The organism is Paenibacillus thiaminolyticus (assembly GCF_003591545.1).
GTDB classification, from domain to species: domain Bacteria; phylum Bacillota; class Bacilli; order Paenibacillales; family Paenibacillaceae; genus Paenibacillus_B; species Paenibacillus_B thiaminolyticus_A.
Genome location: NZ_QYZD01000061.1, coordinates 1 through 16273, shown reverse-complemented (window position 1 = coordinate 16273; position 16273 = coordinate 1). Strand labels below are relative to the sequence as shown.

13 protein-coding genes and 8 tRNA genes are annotated in these 16273 nt (G+C 55.5%); 16 read left to right on the top strand and 5 right to left on the bottom strand.

What is annotated here, in order from left to right:
- Nucleotides 1–116 precede the first annotated feature (116 nt).
- The 10 genes from DQX05_RS29065 (at nucleotide 117) to DQX05_RS29020 (ending at nucleotide 3442) form a co-directional block, all read left to right on the top strand.
- Nucleotides 117–205 (top strand) — tRNA-Ser (locus DQX05_RS29065).
- A 25-nt stretch (nucleotides 206–230) separates the two neighbouring features.
- Nucleotides 231–307: transfer RNA gene (locus DQX05_RS29060), tRNA-Met, on the top strand.
- A gap of 9 nt (nucleotides 308–316) precedes the next feature.
- Nucleotides 317–392 (top strand) — tRNA-Val (locus DQX05_RS29055).
- 6 nt (nucleotides 393–398) lie between these two features.
- Nucleotides 399–474: transfer RNA gene (locus DQX05_RS29050), tRNA-Thr, on the top strand.
- A 9-nt stretch (nucleotides 475–483) separates the two neighbouring features.
- Nucleotides 484–560 (top strand) — tRNA-Asp (locus DQX05_RS29045).
- A 67-nt stretch (nucleotides 561–627) separates the two neighbouring features.
- Nucleotides 628–703: transfer RNA gene (locus DQX05_RS29040), tRNA-Phe, on the top strand.
- 10 nt (nucleotides 704–713) lie between these two features.
- Nucleotides 714–799: transfer RNA gene (locus DQX05_RS29035), tRNA-Tyr, on the top strand.
- A 7-nt stretch (nucleotides 800–806) separates the two neighbouring features.
- A tRNA-Lys gene (locus tag DQX05_RS29030) sits at nucleotides 807–882 on the top strand.
- 229 nt (nucleotides 883–1111) lie between these two features.
- Nucleotides 1112–2218: a PucR family transcriptional regulator gene (locus DQX05_RS29025; protein WP_119796723.1), complete on the top strand. Its 1107-nt coding sequence runs from the start codon at nucleotides 1112–1114 to the stop codon at nucleotides 2216–2218.
- A gap of 102 nt (nucleotides 2219–2320) precedes the next feature.
- Nucleotides 2321–3442, top strand: a complete 1122-nt coding sequence (locus tag DQX05_RS29020; RefSeq protein ID WP_119796722.1) for an ABC transporter ATP-binding protein — start codon at nucleotides 2321–2323, stop codon at nucleotides 3440–3442.
- Nucleotides 3443–4172: 730 nt separating this feature from the next.
- Here the strand turns inward: DQX05_RS29020 and nikR are convergent.
- The 5 genes from nikR to DQX05_RS28990 form a co-directional block, all read right to left on the bottom strand.
- On the bottom strand, nucleotides 4173–4598 hold the full coding sequence (gene nikR, locus DQX05_RS29010; RefSeq protein WP_119796720.1) for a nickel-responsive transcriptional regulator NikR: 426 nt from the start codon (nucleotides 4596–4598) through the stop codon (nucleotides 4173–4175).
- Between the two features lie 94 nt (nucleotides 4599–4692).
- A complete protein-coding gene (locus tag DQX05_RS29005) occupies nucleotides 4693–6297 on the bottom strand; it encodes an ABC transporter substrate-binding protein (protein ID WP_119796719.1) in 1605 nt (534 codons plus the stop codon).
- A gap of 50 nt (nucleotides 6298–6347) precedes the next feature.
- Nucleotides 6348–7955: an ATP-binding cassette domain-containing protein gene (locus DQX05_RS29000; RefSeq protein ID WP_119796718.1), complete on the bottom strand. Its 1608-nt coding sequence runs from the start codon at nucleotides 7953–7955 to the stop codon at nucleotides 6348–6350.
- Nucleotides 7952–8782 carry an ABC transporter permease gene (locus DQX05_RS28995; RefSeq protein ID WP_119796717.1) on the bottom strand — a complete coding sequence of 277 codons (831 nt, stop codon included), beginning with the start codon at nucleotides 8780–8782 and terminating at the stop codon, nucleotides 7952–7954. The genes DQX05_RS29000 and DQX05_RS28995 overlap by 4 nt, the downstream gene beginning before the upstream one ends.
- On the bottom strand, nucleotides 8779–9756 hold the full coding sequence (locus tag DQX05_RS28990; RefSeq protein WP_119796716.1) for an ABC transporter permease: 978 nt from the start codon (nucleotides 9754–9756) through the stop codon (nucleotides 8779–8781). Before DQX05_RS28990 ends, DQX05_RS28995 begins: the two co-directional genes overlap by 4 nt.
- A gap of 298 nt (nucleotides 9757–10054) precedes the next feature.
- Between DQX05_RS28990 and hprK the strand changes: the two genes are divergently transcribed.
- The 6 genes from hprK to DQX05_RS28960 all read left to right on the top strand — a co-directional run bounded on the left by hprK (nucleotide 10055) and on the right by DQX05_RS28960 (nucleotide 16138).
- Entirely contained in the window at nucleotides 10055–10993 is a 939-nt protein-coding gene (hprK, locus tag DQX05_RS28985) for an HPr(Ser) kinase/phosphatase (RefSeq protein WP_119796715.1), read from the top strand.
- A 35-nt stretch (nucleotides 10994–11028) separates the two neighbouring features.
- A complete protein-coding gene (gene lgt, locus DQX05_RS28980) occupies nucleotides 11029–12129 on the top strand; it encodes a prolipoprotein diacylglyceryl transferase (RefSeq protein WP_119796714.1) in 1101 nt (366 codons plus the stop codon).
- A 4-nt stretch (nucleotides 12130–12133) separates the two neighbouring features.
- Complete coding sequence (gene ppaX, locus DQX05_RS28975; protein ID WP_119796713.1) at nucleotides 12134–12769, top strand: pyrophosphatase PpaX; 636 nt, start codon at nucleotides 12134–12136, stop codon at nucleotides 12767–12769.
- Between the two features lie 14 nt (nucleotides 12770–12783).
- Complete coding sequence (locus tag DQX05_RS28970; protein WP_119796712.1) at nucleotides 12784–13305, top strand: acyltransferase; 522 nt, start codon at nucleotides 12784–12786, stop codon at nucleotides 13303–13305.
- 174 nt (nucleotides 13306–13479) lie between these two features.
- The gene (locus DQX05_RS28965; RefSeq protein ID WP_182914953.1) at nucleotides 13480–14733 is read left to right on the top strand and encodes a polysaccharide deacetylase family protein; all 1254 of its coding nucleotides are present in this window, start codon (nucleotides 13480–13482) and stop codon (nucleotides 14731–14733) included.
- 118 nt (nucleotides 14734–14851) lie between these two features.
- The gene (locus DQX05_RS28960) at nucleotides 14852–16138 is read left to right on the top strand and encodes an acyltransferase (RefSeq protein WP_259392300.1); all 1287 of its coding nucleotides are present in this window, start codon (nucleotides 14852–14854) and stop codon (nucleotides 16136–16138) included.
- Nucleotides 16139–16273 lie beyond the last annotated feature (135 nt).

The following is a 16273-nucleotide window of genomic DNA, read 5'->3' as shown; positions in this document are numbered from 1 at the left end:
CCTAACTAAGATGATTCGCAAGACGAACTTTCGCATTCAGTTTTTAAGGTACAATGTCTTGATTTGAGCATGTGAATCGCGTATAATACGGTGGACAGGCATTTTACATGCGATGTGGAGAGGTACCCAAGAGGCCGAAGGGGGCGCTTTGCTAAAGCGTTAGGGTGTAACAGCCGCGAGGGTTCGAATCCCTCTCTCTCCGCCACAGTGATTTACAACCTTTATAATATGGCGGCGTAGCTCAGCTGGCTAGAGCGTACGGTTCATACCCGTGAGGTCGGGGGTTCGATCCCCTCCGCCGCTACCAATTTCATAAGGACGCTTAGCTCAGCTGGGAGAGCATCTGCCTTACAAGCAGAGGGTCGGCGGTTCGATCCCGTCAGCGTCCACCATCTTTTGCCGGTGTAGCTCAGTTGGTAGAGCGGCTGACTTGTAATCAGTAGGTCGTGGGTTCGACTCCTATCGCCGGCACCATTTAACCAAGGAGCTGTGGTGTAGAGGCCTAACATGCCTGCCTGTCACGCAGGAGAACGCGGGTTCGAATCCCGTCAGCTCCGCCATTTTAACTTTCGTGAGAGTGGCGACGCTTTATGTGCACCACTTTATTTTTTTTGAAAAGTTACATATGGCTCGGTAGCTCAGTCGGTAGAGCAGAGGACTGAAAATCCTCGTGTCGGCGGTTCGATTCCGTCCCGAGCCACCATGCATAACATGGAGGATTAGCGAAGTGGCCAAACGCAGCAGACTGTAAATCTGTTCCCGTACGGGTTCGGTGGTTCGAATCCATCATCCTCCACCATTTATAAGAGCCATTAGCTCAGTTGGTAGAGCACCTGACTTTTAATCAGGGTGTCGAAGGTTCGAGTCCTTCATGGCTCACCAGTTTTTATTTCAAGACTTCAGTGAATGAACTGGAGTTTTTTTTGTTTTTTCGGCCGGGTTTGATCGAATCAAGCCCGGTCTTTTTGCGATCTCAGGCGGAGAGGGAAGCGGTGCTTCACTCCCTGCAACCTCTGCAATCAGTAGCCCGTGTGTATATGAAGACGGCCTATCAGATATGATACAATGAGAACCATAAAGAAGAAGGATAAGACGGGTGGAGAGATTCGGTATGGATAAGCAAGCGCTGCAGCAGCAAATTGAACATATTTTGGATGCCTCTCTGGAGAAGCTGTCCGTGCCTTCTGCGACATGGAGGGAATGGGCTGGAGGAGAGGCGCTGGCGAAGGGCCAGTCGGCGGTCCTGGCGAAGCAGGGGAACGCATGGTATATGCTATGGAAGCCGGGAACGGCGGCGACGGAAGTGCTGAAGCTGGAAGGCCGGGAACTTGCCGGACAGGAGAAGCAATGGCTTCAGCTTATTTTGCGGATGGAGCACCGTTCGAAGTCTTCGCTAGCCGCAGCGCATATCACCGATGAGCAGCAGGCCCACTTGTTCGGGGAATGGGTCGCGGACCAGGTGAAGGAAGGCGAGCCGAATGCGGAGGTGCCGGACAGTTTTTCTTGGAAAAGTAAGCTGTTCATTCAGGTTGTCCCGTTCCTGCTCGTGGCAGAGCATGCTCATCGGGAGGCTCCTGCCTATCAAGAATTGTACAAATTGCTTCGTTCCTACTTCGGCGGCGAGGTCAATCTCATTCCGCTGTCAGATAAGGAATGGCTTATTCTGTGCCCGGAGCAGCTGACCCAGGCCGGCTCCGGAGAAGACGAGAGCGAAGAGCGCGAGACGATGGAAGAGCTGCTCACGTCCTACTGTCTCGGGCTCTATGAGCTGCTATCGAGCGAATGGGTCGGAGAGAGCCACCTGACTATCGGATACCCGTTCACCCCGGTGAAGGGCATTCCGGGCGTCGTATCCCAATTGAGAGAGACGCTTTATTTGGGACGGGCTTTTCACGTGGCCGATACTATTCATCTGCCTTGGGAACTGCATCTGGAGCGGCTGGTCAACAGCATTCCCGACGAGGTGCGCAAGCAGTTCCTGCAGCGGGTCGTCACGAAGGCCGAGAGCTTCGCGGATTCGGAGACGATGGCGACACTGCAGCATTTTTTCCAATTCGACTGCAGCGTGAGCGAGACCGCCAAGCGGATGTATATCCATCGTAATACCCTTTTGTACCGTTTGGATAAGATCAAACAGGAAACCGGGCTCGATGTGCGCAAATTTTCCGACGCGGTTTTAGTAAAGCTGATATTGCTATTGTATAAAGTAACAAAATAAGACGCTCATTTTTTGTGCATATTGTGAATGGTTATTTGTACAGGGTTCCGATACAATAAGAGTAACCGATTTCAGGAATATACGTATAAGGGGGAAACGCACATGGCAGGCGTTCGCTTAGAGCATATTTACAAAAAGTACCCGGGATCCGATAATCCAACCGTAAAAGACATCAACCTCGATATTGAGGACAAAGAGTTCCTCGTATTGGTTGGTCCGTCCGGTTGCGGTAAATCGACAACGCTTCGCATGATTGCAGGTCTGGAAGAAATCTCCGACGGGAAATTGTACATTGGCGACCGCCTTGTTAATGACGTGGCTCCAAAAGACCGCGACATCGCGATGGTGTTCCAATCCTACGCGTTGTACCCGCACATGAACGTATATCAAAACATGGCGTTCGGTCTGAAATTGCGTAAATTCAAAAAAGAAGACATCGACAAGCGCGTGCGCGAAGCTGCTCGCATTCTCGACATCGAGCATTTGCTGGATCGCAAGCCGAAGGCATTGTCCGGCGGTCAGCGTCAGCGTGTCGCTCTCGGCCGTGCTATCGTTCGTGAGCCGCAAGTGTTCCTGATGGACGAACCGCTCTCCAACTTGGACGCGAAGCTTCGTGGACAGATGCGTTCCGAGATTACGAAATTGTCGAAGCGTCTGCAAACTACCGTTATCTACGTAACGCACGACCAGATCGAGGCAATGACGATGGGCGATCGGATCGTCGTTATGAAGGACGGCATCATTCAACAAGCGGCAGCACCTGACGTGCTCTACAACAACCCGCTCAACATGTTCGTCGCAGGCTTCATCGGTTCCCCTACGATGAACTTCATTAAGGGCTCCCTGGTCGAAGAGAACGGCACTACCCGCTTCAGAACGACAGGTCTGGACGTTGCCGTGCCAGCAGGCAAGGCTCAAGTGCTCAAGGAAAAAGGCTACCTCAACAAAGAAGTCATTCTGGGCGTTCGTCCAGAGGACATTCATGAAGAGCCTGTCTTCCTGGAAGCTTCGCCGAACACCGTATTTACTGCGTCGATTGAAGTTACAGAGAACATGGGTCATGAAATGTTCCTGTACCTGACCGGCATCGGTTCCGAGACGGTTATCGCTCGCGTAGATGGCCGCTCCAACTCGAGAGAAGGCCAGAACGTCAAGCTTGCTATCGATATGAACAAAGTACATGTTTTCGATACCGAGTCCGAATTGAACGTATTCGAAAACTAATCCGATATAATGAGAGCGGAGGTTCCCAGATGGGAGCCTCCGCTTTTGGTATGTTTGCGCCTGCGCCGTACACTGCGGGGCCGTAAGAGTGCGCCGCCTGTGGATGCGCCGGATGAATTCGTGCTGTCGCATTCGCATGCGTTCATTAGCATCCGTTCTGAGGACCGCATGAATTCCGAGGAGCGCATCCGTTCTGAGCAATCGCACATGATCTCGGCAAGCCCTCGAACTCCACAATATGAAGCGGGTCTAGTACGCAAGCCCTCGAACTCCGCATGAAGCGGGTCTAGTAAAAATGATGCAGAATTACATCGATTTAGCGAATTATGGGGCGAATTGGGTAAAATTCCTGCAAAACTATATCTTTTTTGGCTAATCATCACAATTCGAGGTGATATGACCTGAAATTGATGTATATTTGCAGGATTTACTTTGGTGGCAAGCGGCGCCGGCTGGCAAAACTGCATTATTGCAGGAATTTTGCTGCAGCTGAATGGGAAATGCGCGTCACCCTGGTTCGTTCGAGATGGGGAACGTGAGATTCGCTGAAGAGCGCGTGGAGCGCTACCCCTAGGGCCGTATTTCCGAGTAAGGCGACCTCGCCTGCTGCTGCTGTCTGTACAGCTGGCGCTCGCGCTGGCTGCGGAGCCGGAGCCGCTGTCTGTCGTTCTCTACCGCTGCTTCGGCCGCTCTCTACCGATATCCACCGCTAATCGGCCGTCCTACGTATCTAGGTATGAATCTCTTCCAACGGGGCGACGGTAAATTTGCCGTAGGTGACTCCCTTCAAGGTCGTCATCTGATCGCTCAGCGCCCGCAGTTCGCTGCGCTTCCCCTTGACGACAATCATCTCCAGGCAGTTGTCTTGATCGAGATGGAAGTGCGTCGTAGCCAATATGGAATCATGCATCTCATGCTGAATCCGCGCCAAGTCCTCCAGCAGGTTCCGGCGATGATGGCGGTAGAACAGCAAGATGCAGCCGGCGACGATCTTGTCTTCCGCCTCCAGCGACTGCTTCACCAGCGCGTCGCGGACCAGATCGCGGAACGCTTCCGATCGGTTCTCATATCCTTGCTCCTTGATCGATTCGTCGAACTTGTCCAGCAGCTTCCCGTCCATGGATACGCCAAAGCGCTTTATATTCGATTCATTCATGGGACACCTCTTATTACACACTTTTTCTTATTAATGTACCACAAAATAAAGCAAGAGGGCATGCCAGGCGAACATAGGCATACCCTCTCCAGTTCTAATTCATATCCCACTCTTCGATGTTCCACAACACGCCGGTACCGTGATGACCGAGCGCACGATCGCCGACGCCGGTGATCTTCTTGCTCACACCGTAGAGCGCGTCAATATAGACGAGGTAGGCGAAGGCGGGATCCTGATTCAGCGCTTGCTGGAATTGGCCGTACAGCTCCCGTCTTTGCTCGCGATCCGGCTCAATGCGCGCTTCAGTCAACAGACGGTCGACGTCGGCATTGCGATAAGCGCCGTAATTGTACAAGCCGTATGCGCTCGAGCTGCTGTGGAAGACCGGATAGGTATGATCATCCGGATCGAACTCGCTTCCCCAGGCGATCATGAACGTATCCGCCTGATCGAAGTGAATGGCGCTCCAGTCGAGCGGCTTCGGAATAACGGAGATGCCGACCGCTTTGAGCTGCGTGCTGATTGCGTTGACCAGGGCGACCCGTACGGAGTCGGTGGCGGGCGCGACGAACTCGAATTCGAAGCGCTTCCCGTCCTTCGTCAGGATGCCATCTTCGTCCGGTGTCCAACCGGCTTCCTGAAGTAGCTTTTTCGCTTTTTCCGGCCGGAATTCCGCTCCTTCCGGATACGGGTAGTTGGCCCATGATTTTTGCAGCGGCCCGTAAGCCGGCTCGCCATGCCCGAACAGGACGCCCTGGACGAGCGTCTCCCGATCGATGGCGGCACTGATGGCTTGGCGGACGTGCACGTCTTCAAATAAAGGATTGCGGAAATTGTACAGCATCCCGCGATAGTCGACCGTCTTCATCTGTATAACCCGGAACGGATCCTGTTCCTTCACGCTGTCCCGCTGGTTCAGCTCGACAAAGGCGAGATCCAGCTCTCCGGTCTTGAGCTGCAGCAGCCTCGTATTCGGATCCGGGACCGGGCGGACAATGATCTCATCCAGCTGGGCCTTGTGGCCATAGTAGGTATCGCTGCGCACCAGCTCGAGTGTCTTGTCTGCTCTCCACTCTCGCAGCTTGAACGGCCCGTTCCCTACCGGCTTGCGGTTGAAATCGGAGGTATGAATATCTTGGCCCTCCAATACATGCTTCGGAATTAGCCCCAGCTTCAGCTTGTGAAGAAGCGGCGGGAACGGATGGGCCAGTGTAATCCGGACCTCATCGGCGGCCAATACGTCCACCTGCCGAATCTCGGTGAAGTCTCCGCTAATCGGAGAATTGGTCTGCGGGTTCAGTAGCGTATCGAGCGTAAATTTGACATCTTCTGCGGTCACCGGCTTGCCATCGTCCCAGCGGGCATCGGTCCGCAGCTTGAAGGTATAGGTCAACTGGTCGTCGGAGATGGTCCAGCTCAAGGCAATATCCGGCGCGACTTCATTGTCCGATGTCGTCCGGGTCATCCCGCGGAACAGGATCGAATCGACATCATGCTCGTCATTCAATATCGGATTCAGCTTCTCGACTTCCTTCTCCGCTCCATAGACAACCCGCTTCAATCCGGAGGCCTGCTCTGATTCTCCCGCCGGCGCATGGCCTGTGGGCGCTTGAGCCGATGGCGCGGTCCCGGAGCAGGCCGCCAGGAGCATGCTGACAAGGCAGAGAACCGCGAGCAGGGATGAATATCGTAGCTTCATTATGATCTACTCCTTACTATGGTCTATGTTCAATGTAAATCGGTTCAGGCTCATTTCACTGTACAGCCCCATCGGCAGCCGCCTGGAATCGATGCGAGCATGCGCTTCGTATATGGATGGTCCGAAGCGGACAAGTCTGCGGCCGGAAGCTGCTCCACCAGCTCGCCGCGATACATGACCATGACGCGATGGCAGAGGTGGGCAGCGGCCCGGAGGTCATGCGTGATGAACAGGACGGCCATGCCGGTCTTCTCATTCCAGGAGCGGATGAGCCCCAGCATCTGCCGCTGCAGCGTCATGTCAAGACTGGCGAAGGGCTCGTCCAGGATAAGCAGGCTCGGGTCCAAGAGCAGCGCCCGGGCCAGCGCGACGCGCTGCCGCATGCCGCCTGACAGCTCGTGAGGGTACCGATCCAGGAGCTCCGGGGACAGCCCCGTCTCGCGGGCGATCGCGCGGATCCGTTCCGCGGGAGAGCCGGCAGCGTAATTCCGCTGCGGCCTATAATCGAGTCCTTCCCCGATAATCCGGCTGACCTGCCAGCGCGGATCGAACGAAGCGAACGGATCCTGATGGACCCATTGGACGGAAGGCCGGGCGCTTCCTCCTCCTTGGGCAGGAGCCCATTGTACCGTGCCGCGATCCGGCTGCTCCAGCTCAAGCAGCAAGCGGGACAGCGTGCTCTTGCCGCTGCCGCTCTCGCCGATGAGGCCGACCATCTCGCCGCGGCGAATCGCGAAGGACGCCTCACGGACGGCCGGCACAGGAGTGGCCCGCAGGAGCCAGCGGCGTCCGGCACGGTAAGTCTTGGTCAGGCCGCGTGCCTCCATGATCGGCGGCCCGTCCGGCAGGGGCTTCGCGCCCGGAGCAGAGAAGGATGCATAGTCCTCGACGAGCTGCCAGATATACGGGTGAGCTGGATGATGAAGCACCTGAGCGGCAGGTCCGGCTTCGACCATCGTCCCGCACCGCATGACGAGGACCTCGTCCGCGATCTCGGCGACGACGCCCAGATCGTGGGTAATGAACAGGACGGTGCCCCCGGTTCGCACGCTCCATTGGCGAATGAGACGCAGGATGTCGGCTTGCACCGGCATGTCTAGCGCCGTCGTTGGTTCATCGGCGATAAGCAGCTCCGGCTCCGCAGACAGCGCTAGCGCGAGCTGCACGCGCTGCCGCATGCCGCCCGATAGCTCGTGAGGGTAGGCGTCATATACGCGTTCCGGCTCAGGTAGCTGCATATCCCGCAGCAGCTGCAGCGCCCGCTGCTTCGCTTCCGTGCGGGGAAGCGAGGTATGTATCGCGAGCAACTCCGCGAAGTGGTGCCCGATGCGGAGCAGCGGATCGAAGGTTCCGCTCGTATCCTGGAACACGTAGCCGACTCGGCTTCCTCGATAGTGCTGGAGCTCACGGGGAGGGAGCTTCAAAATATCATCTCCCTTGAACCGGATCGATCCGGAGGCGATCGATCCGCCGCGCGGCAGCATGCCCAGCAATGTCTGGGCGCTGACGCTTTTCCCAGACCCGCTCTCGCCGATGAGCGCCGTAACGCCCCGCCTTGGCAAGGTGAACGAAACTTTCTTCAATATGTCGTTGTCTTGGTCAGCCGTGGATGGAAGGGTTAACGTTAGATCGCTAACCTCCAACAGTGGTCCGGTCATCTTCGATCCCTCCGGTAGAACTGCGGGCTCCCCCATCGCTGCTGCCCGTCATCGCCCAGGAAGGTGACGGCCAGCACAGTGAGCGCGATGCCTAGTCCGGGGCAGACCGCAGCCCACCAGGCCCCAGACAGCAAATGATTCTGGGCTCCCGCCAGCATATTGCCCCAGGAAGGCTCATGCGGAGGAATGCCCAGGCCGAGAAAGCTGAGCGTCGACTCCGACAGAATGGCATGGCCGATTCCGGCGGTCGTCATGACGAGTATCGTCGGCAAGCAATGGGGGGCGAAATGCCGGGTGAACAATTGGAGGGGGGTGGCCCCCAACACGTAGGAAGCTTGAATGAACGCTTCTTCTTTGAGTGCGAGAATCTCGGTGCGAATCAGCTTCGCCATCGGCATCCAGCCGGTCAAGCCAATGACAAGCACGACGGTCAGCAGGCTTGGCTTCAGCAGCGCCTGCAAGCTAATCATGAACAGCAGGCTCGGAATGCTTAGCAGGGCGTCGGCGGCCCGCATCAGGATGCGGTCGATCCAGCCGCCGCAGTAGCCGCTGATCATGCCGTAGGCCACGCCGGCCACTAGCGATACGAGCGCCGAAGCGCACCCGACCGCAAGCGAGACCCGCCCCCCGTATAGAAATCGGGTCAGCACATCCCGTCCCATCTCATCCGTCCCCAGCAGGTGAGAGGGTTGGGGCCGCAGCAAAATTGCGTCCAGCTGGACATCGACCGGATGATACCCGGTCAAGAGCGGAGCGCCGGCGGCACATAGGGTCAGTACAGCCAAGTACAGAACAGACAGGTTCGTCATATAGCGGCGTCTCTTCATTGCGCTCTCCCCCCTGATAATAACTGCCGCCGGATCTGCGGATGATACCAGGCGCAGAACAAGTCGATTATGAGGCTGCCGGCCACGACGACGAAGGTACTCAGCAGAATGGCGGCGAGCAGCACGGGGTAGTCATGGCTTTGCGCCGATTTGAGCGCGAGCATGCCAAGTCCGGGCCAGGAGAACAGTGTTTCAATAACGACCGATCCGGCAAAAGTTAATGATAGGGACATGCCGATATAAGATAAGAAAGGCAGTGCCGCATTCGGCAGCATGTGGCGGAAAATAATTCGGTACCGGGAGACGCCGCGCATGCGCAGAGCCCGCACAAATTCTTTGTCGTTGATGACGGTAACGTGATTCCGGAATAGTCGAATGTAATATCCAAGATGTGATAGCGCGAGGGCGGCGGCAGGCAGCGCAAGATGCCGGAGCCGTCCGATCCAGCCTTCCGCACTGCTGCCCATTCCGGCGATGGGGAACCATTGGAGCGCAATGGAGAACACCAGAATCAAGCAAAGAGCAAGGTAGAAGGTCGGAAACGACATGAGCACGAGACTGACTGCAGTCACCGTGCGATCCATCTTCGAGGAAGGCCTCAAGCCTGTCATCGTCCCGAAGAGGAGAGAGAGGAGAAGAGTAAGCAATGTGCCGGCCAGCATGAGCTGTACCGTCGGTCCGACAGCTTGGCCGATCAGGATGTCGACGCGTTCTCCGTTCAGGTAGGAGCGTCCCCAATCGCCCTGCAAAATGCCTTGCAGCCACTTGACGTACTGCCTATAGAGCGGTTGGTCCAGACCGAGGTTGGCGCGGATGCGAAGCTGATCGGCCGGGGTCAGCTTCTGAATCTGATCCCCATACAGCGCCATAGCCGGATCGCCCGGCAGCAGACGAATAAAGATAAATACGATCAGGCTGACGATCAGCAAGACGATAACGGCCTCGCCCGCTCTGGAAAAGAGATATTTTCGCAAATCGTTCCTCCTGTCTGCCAATATCCCGTAACACGAATCATGCAATAAGTAACACTATAGCATAGTGCCACAATTTGGTAAATATGCAACACAGAAAAATGGAGGACTTTGCACAAAATCTTTATTTTTGGAAGTTATCATGAAAAAACAGTCCCGATCAAAGAGCAAGCGCACGTGCGCTAATTGATCTGGCCGGCGATTTCCGATACGATGGTTACAATGAGGAATAGGCACTTCGTTGCCTGCGTAGACGAGGAGCGGGAACGGTTGGAGTGCGGGAGACGAAGGAGTGGACAGAATGGCCAAGAGAGTAAAAGTGGCCGAGATGGTGGAGCAGTTCCATCTGGAGGTGCTGGCCGGGGAACCGGGGTTGAAGCGGCCGATTACAGTGGATGATTTGCATCGCCCCGGCCTGGAAATGGCGGGGTACTTCGAATACCATCCGAAGGAGCGTGTTCAACTCCTCGGCAAGACCGAGCTTGCGTTTTTCGAGACGCTGACTCCAGAGGAGAAGCGGGATCGGATGTATCATTTCTGTTCGGAAGAGATGCCCTGCATCATCGTGGCGCGGGGATTGGATGTGCCGGAAGAGATTGTCGCCGTATGCCAGGAAGAAGACGTGCCTTTGCTGCGGACGCAGCTGGCGACGACGATTCTCTCCAGTCGCATTACGAGCTTCCTGGAGAAGAAGCTGGCGCCGACGACGACAATTCACGGCGTATTGGTCGACGTCTATGGCGTCGGCATGCTGATTACCGGGGGGAGCGGCATCGGGAAAAGCGAGACGGCGTTGGAATTGGTCAAGCGCGGCCATCGTCTGGTCGCCGACGATGCGGTCGAGATTCGGCAGACATCGGACAACCAGCTGCATGCCTCAGCCCCGGAGTTGATCCGGCATTTGCTGGAGATTCGCGGCATCGGCATCATTAATGTGATGACGCTGTTCGGAGCCGGCGCCATCCGCAATAACAAGCGGATCAGCGTCGTCATTCGCCTCGAGAACTGGCAGCAGGATAAGCAGTATGACCGTCTTGGTCTGGATGAGGAGACGACGCGCATTATCGAGACGGATGTACCGCTCGTCACCGTGCCGGTGCGTCCCGGACGGAACTTGGCCGTTATCATCGAGGTGGCTGCGATGAACTTCCGCCTCAAGCGGATGGGCTACAATGCGGCGCTTCAATTCACGAACAAGCTGACCGAGACGATCGCCGAGGATATGGAAGACTTTGATTGAGACTCGTATTCTCAATCCATAAGGAGTGTGTATGGATGGCAACGATGTTGCTGGATCCGGTTGCATTTTCGATCGGCGCGATCAAGGTGCACTGGTATGGCATTATATTAGGGACAGCCGCGGTGGTCGGCTTGCTGCTGGCCATTCGGGAAGGCAAAAGATTTGGCATTTCTCAAGATTTTTTCATGGATTTGCTGCTGTTCGGTGTGCCTTCCGCCATTGTCGGGGCGCGTATCTATTACGTTGCCTTCAAATGGGATGATTACAAAGATAACTTATTGGAAATCTTCAAAATCTGGCATGGCGGAATTGCAATCTATGGCGCATTAATCGGCGCCGTGATTTGCGCGCTTATCTATGTTCGAAAAAAAGGGTACTCCTTCTGGCGCATCGCGGATATTTGCGCGCCGGGTCTGCTGATCGGACAAGCGATCGGCCGATGGGGCAACTTCGTCAATCAGGAAGCGTACGGAGGGCCTACAACGGAAGCGTTCCTGAGCGAAACGCTGCATCTGCCGAACTTCATCGTCACCCAGATGAATGTGAACGGAACCTTCCATCATCCGACCTTCCTGTATGAGTCGCTGTGGAGCTTCGTCGGCGTGCTGCTGCTGTTCGGCTTCCGCCGGCTGCGCGGCGTGCGCAGCGGGGAAGTGTTCATCGGCTACCTGATCTGGTATTCGATCGGCCGGTTCTTCATTGAAGGGCTGCGTACCGACAGTCTGGCCTACCAAGGTTCCGGATGGGTGGAATCGATGATCGGTTCGCTGTGGTCGCCGATGCAGATCGTATTCGAGCCGGGGTATCTCGATCCGAATTACGGCAATGTTCGGATATCGCAGCTGCTGGCCATCTTCTTGATCATCGGCGGCATCTCGCTCATCGTTATTCGCCGGGTAACCGGCGCATCGAAGGTTCTGTATCGGGATCCGATTGTATCGACGAAGCCTTCACAGGTTATCGAAGCGACGGATCGCGGCACGAATGACGCCGGAAGCAAGACGGAAGCGGAAGCTCCTGCGAAGGCGCGGCCCGTTGAGGAAGCCTCCCCTTCCCGGGACGTGGCCAAGGAAGAGCCTGAATCGGCGGAGCCGCCTGCGGCTGTGGAAGAGGAACGTGACGTAAAGGAGAAATAGCATAATGATTCGTACAGTACTGTTCGATCTGGACGGAACGATTATCGATACCAATGAACTGATCATTGAGACCTTCCTGCATGTGCTGCTGGAGCGCACGCCGGCTCCGCTGACACGGGAGCAGATTATTCCGAGCATGGGAATGCCGCTCGAATATCAGCTGCGGGAGTTCAGCGGATTGGACGATGTGGAGGAGCTCAAAGCCGCGTACCGCCGCTACAATATATCCCGGCATGATGAGTTGGTGCGCGAGTTCCCGCATGTGAAGGAAGTTATCGGCGCCTTGCACGAGGGCGGCATTCAGCTCGGCATCGTCACGACGAAGATGCGCGAGACGACGGAGCGGGCTTTGCGCATGTTCGGCTTGCTGGATCAGATGGGCGTAGTCGTCACGATCAACGATGTCCAGCATGCGAAGCCGCATCCGGAGCCGGTGCTGCTCGCCATCGAGAAGCTGAAGGCCGATCCGGCGACGACGCTCATGGTGGGCGACAGCCCGGCCGACATCCAGTCGGCCAATGCGGCCGGCGCCATCTCCTGCGGCGTTGCCTGGTCGTTGAAGGGCGAAGCGGTGCTTAGCCAATACGAACCGCGCCATATCATTCATGATATGCGCGATATATTGACACTCGTCGGATAGGAGCGGGAATCCAAGTGAGAGATGTGGAGCGGCACCCTGTCGAAGGGCCGAACAGCCTGTGGCAAATATACCGGTCGGTAAGCCCGTGGAAGGGCGTCTGGAACTTCATCTGGGTTCAATTCGCCCGTTACTGCCCTTCGGTGCGGCTCAAACGGTGGATTTATGTGCGTATCTTGAACATGAAAGTCGGCCGCCATACGGCTTTCGGGCTGATGGCCATGGTCGATGTCTTCTTCCCGGAATATATCGAGGTTGGGGACAACACGATTATCGGATACAATGCGACGCTGCTAGCCCATGAATATTTGACGAAGGAATACCGTCTCGGCAAGGTCCGCATCGGCAGTCACGTGATGATTGGGGCGAACAGCACCATACTAGCTGGTGTGACGATTGGGGATCATGCGGTAATCGCGGCCGGGACGGTCGTGCATAAGGATGTGTTACCCGGCCAAATGGTTGCCGGGAATCCGATGCGGGTGATCCGCGAAGCGAATTCGGCTCCCGGGGGAGCAGGGGGATCGGGCGTCGTATAATGAACCGGCAGTCGTATGGCAGGCTGCCGGTTTTCCTGTTGGGGGTCATGGCCGCTGCTTCGATATTTGCTATGTATTTTTCGGCTGAATAAGAAAAGCGAGAAATGACAAGCATTGGGAAATATGCTAATGTTGGATAGATGCAACTAAGAGATGATGTAGAGGATGAAGGGAATGGGCATGAGACGGGCCGCAGGCGCCGTGCTCCTGATTGCCTTGCTGTGCGTCGCGCTGTTCATCGATATCGACAGGAATCATATCGATAGCCGCCCTCTTGTCTGGAAGGGACAAGCGGGCGAAAGGGAATATGCGCTCCAGGCGGGCGGCGAATGGTATATATCGGCTAATGCGCTGCAGCAAGCATACGGAGTGGACGTACATATCGTCGATGACGGGAAGGAGCTTCAGCTGTTCCCGACGACGAGACAGGAATCGCAGTGGGATTACAAACCGGTTTTTTATGAGGATCAGGTTATTACGTTAATGTACCATAATGTTCAGAAGAACCCGGACCATGTCACGTTTATCTCGCCGGAGCAGTTCGAGGAGCAGCTGCTGGCGATAATGAGCAGCGGGTTTCATTTTATATCCATGGATGAATATATCGATTATATGCTGAACGGCGCTCCGGTTCCGCCGAATGCCGTGCTGATTACCTTCGATGACGGGTACGAGTCGTTCTATACGGATGTGTATCCGGTGCTGCGGAAATACCATCTGACCGCCACGAACTTCGTTATCGTCGAGACGATTGACAATCCGAAGCAGTCCAAGCACAAGAAGCTGTCATGGGCGCAAATGCGGGAGATGAAGCAGTACGGGATGAGCTTCTACAGCCATACCTTCCACTCGCATGAGTACCGCCCGGTGAATGATCGGGGCTTCCTTCGCCCGATGCTGACCTGGAATACGTATCTGAAAAAGGAAGATCGCAAGGAGACCGATGAGGAATATGAGGAGCGGGTTCGCCGCGATCTGGCCAAGGCGGAGAAGGTGCTGAAGAAGGAACTGGGCAATACGAACAGCTTGCTCGCATTCCCGTTCGGCGCCTATAACAGCAAGGTGCTGGAGATTTGCCGCGAGCTGGATATCCCGATTACGTTCACGGTTCGTCCAGGGATTAACGGGCGGAACAATCGGAACGGGTTCAGAATCAATGGGGGAAATCAGCTGATTGCCACGCCGAAGCTTGTTGAGCAGATGCGCAACCGGGGGGCGCATACGAAGGTGGCCCGCGTGAAGCCGAGCAGAATCGTGACCTGGAATGGCGCCGAGCTGGTGCTGTCTGTCCCTCCTCTCGTGAAGAACGGGAAATGGTATATTGCGCTCAACGATTTGAAGCATCATTTCCGGTTGAGCTATGAGATGAGAGATGCGGATCGCAGCATTGAATTGTTCCCGGGGCAATATTCGGGTAATGGGATATAATATACCGTCACACGTAAACTTTACTAGTCGAATCTTCCATGATAAGCGATGTTTCCGGTTGAGGCTAGGCCGATTTTGACATATAATTTTATGTTGTAAATGTGTTTCATTTCGCAACATGAAAACATGGATAATTAAGGAGCAGGCGCTGCCGGTCGTTCGAGATTGGCCGCGCCTGCCTGATCAGATGCTTGCCGGCGGCAGGTGTCGGAAAGGAAGGACAATGAGCCGCAAAGAGCACATTACTGCCATTCCTATTGTGCGAGCGCTGGCCATGATTGGCGTCATCAGCGTGCATTCCACATCGCAGGCAACGGTAGATATGGTTGATTCTAGCTGGTATTATCTGTATAACTTTTTCAACATCTTTTTCAAATACGGCACGCCGACCTTCATTCTGCTGAGCAGCTTCGTGCTGTTCTACAACTACGGCGGACGGGATAAGCTGGAGCCCGCCGTGCTGGGCAAGTTCTACCGGAATCGGCTGCTCTATGTCATCATTCCGTATATCGTCGCATCGATCGGGTACTTTCTGATGCAGCATATGATGTATTACCGTACCCGCGGCTTCGAGGATTCGATCTACTCGTTTTTCACGAAATTATTGACCGGCTCCGCTTATACGCACTTATACTTTGTTTTTATCAGCATTCAGTTCTATATCTTGTTCCCATTGATGCTCAAGCTGTTCCGGTCCAAGACGATATTGGCTTGGTCGATTCCGCTGGGGCTGCTGCTGCAGTGGGGCTTCGTGCTCTGGAACAAATACGACCTCCAGATTGTCAATAAAGGCAGCTTCTCGCTCTCTTATGTCAGCTATTATTTCCTGGGTGCCTATGTCGGCTTGAACTTCGAGAAAATTCGACCGTGGCTGACGTCGCTCGGGCAGAAGGGCAATCCGCTTCGCTTCCGGATCGGGTCGCTTGCGCTGTGGGGCGCGTGGCTGCTATTTGCGATGCTTCATGTTCAGGTCTGGTTCTGGTCGCGTTCAACCAATGAATGGACCAATTCGCTGGTCTATGAGATGCTGTGGAACTTCCACACGCTCACATCGGCCATCGTCTTGATGCAGCTGGCCTTTTTCCTGGAACGGAAGCTGCCGGACTGGCTTCGCAAAGCCCTTATGCAGCTGGGGGACCTGTCCTTCGGCATCTACCTGCTGCATCCCGTCTTCCTTGCCTTGTACCGCAAATATGCCTGGTTTGGAGGCGGCTCGCTTGCGTATATGCTGTTTATCGCGGGAGGCTATGCCGTGGCGATCGGCTTGTCCTGGCTCGTCGTCTACGCGGCATTCCGCTTCATCCCGTTCGCCTGGATCGGATTCGGCGCCGTGCCGCGCAGCTTCAAGGCGAAGCGTGCACCGCAGAAGAAGCCGGGTTCCGTCACGCCAGGCACAAGTGCATAATGGATTACTGACAAGACCGTCTGCCGTCGCAGGCGGTCTTTTTGTCGCAGGCGGCAACGATGGATAAGAACCGCTGAGGGATGTCAATCGTCTGTGAAAATGTCACTTTAACTGTGCTATGAAAATGTCACTTGT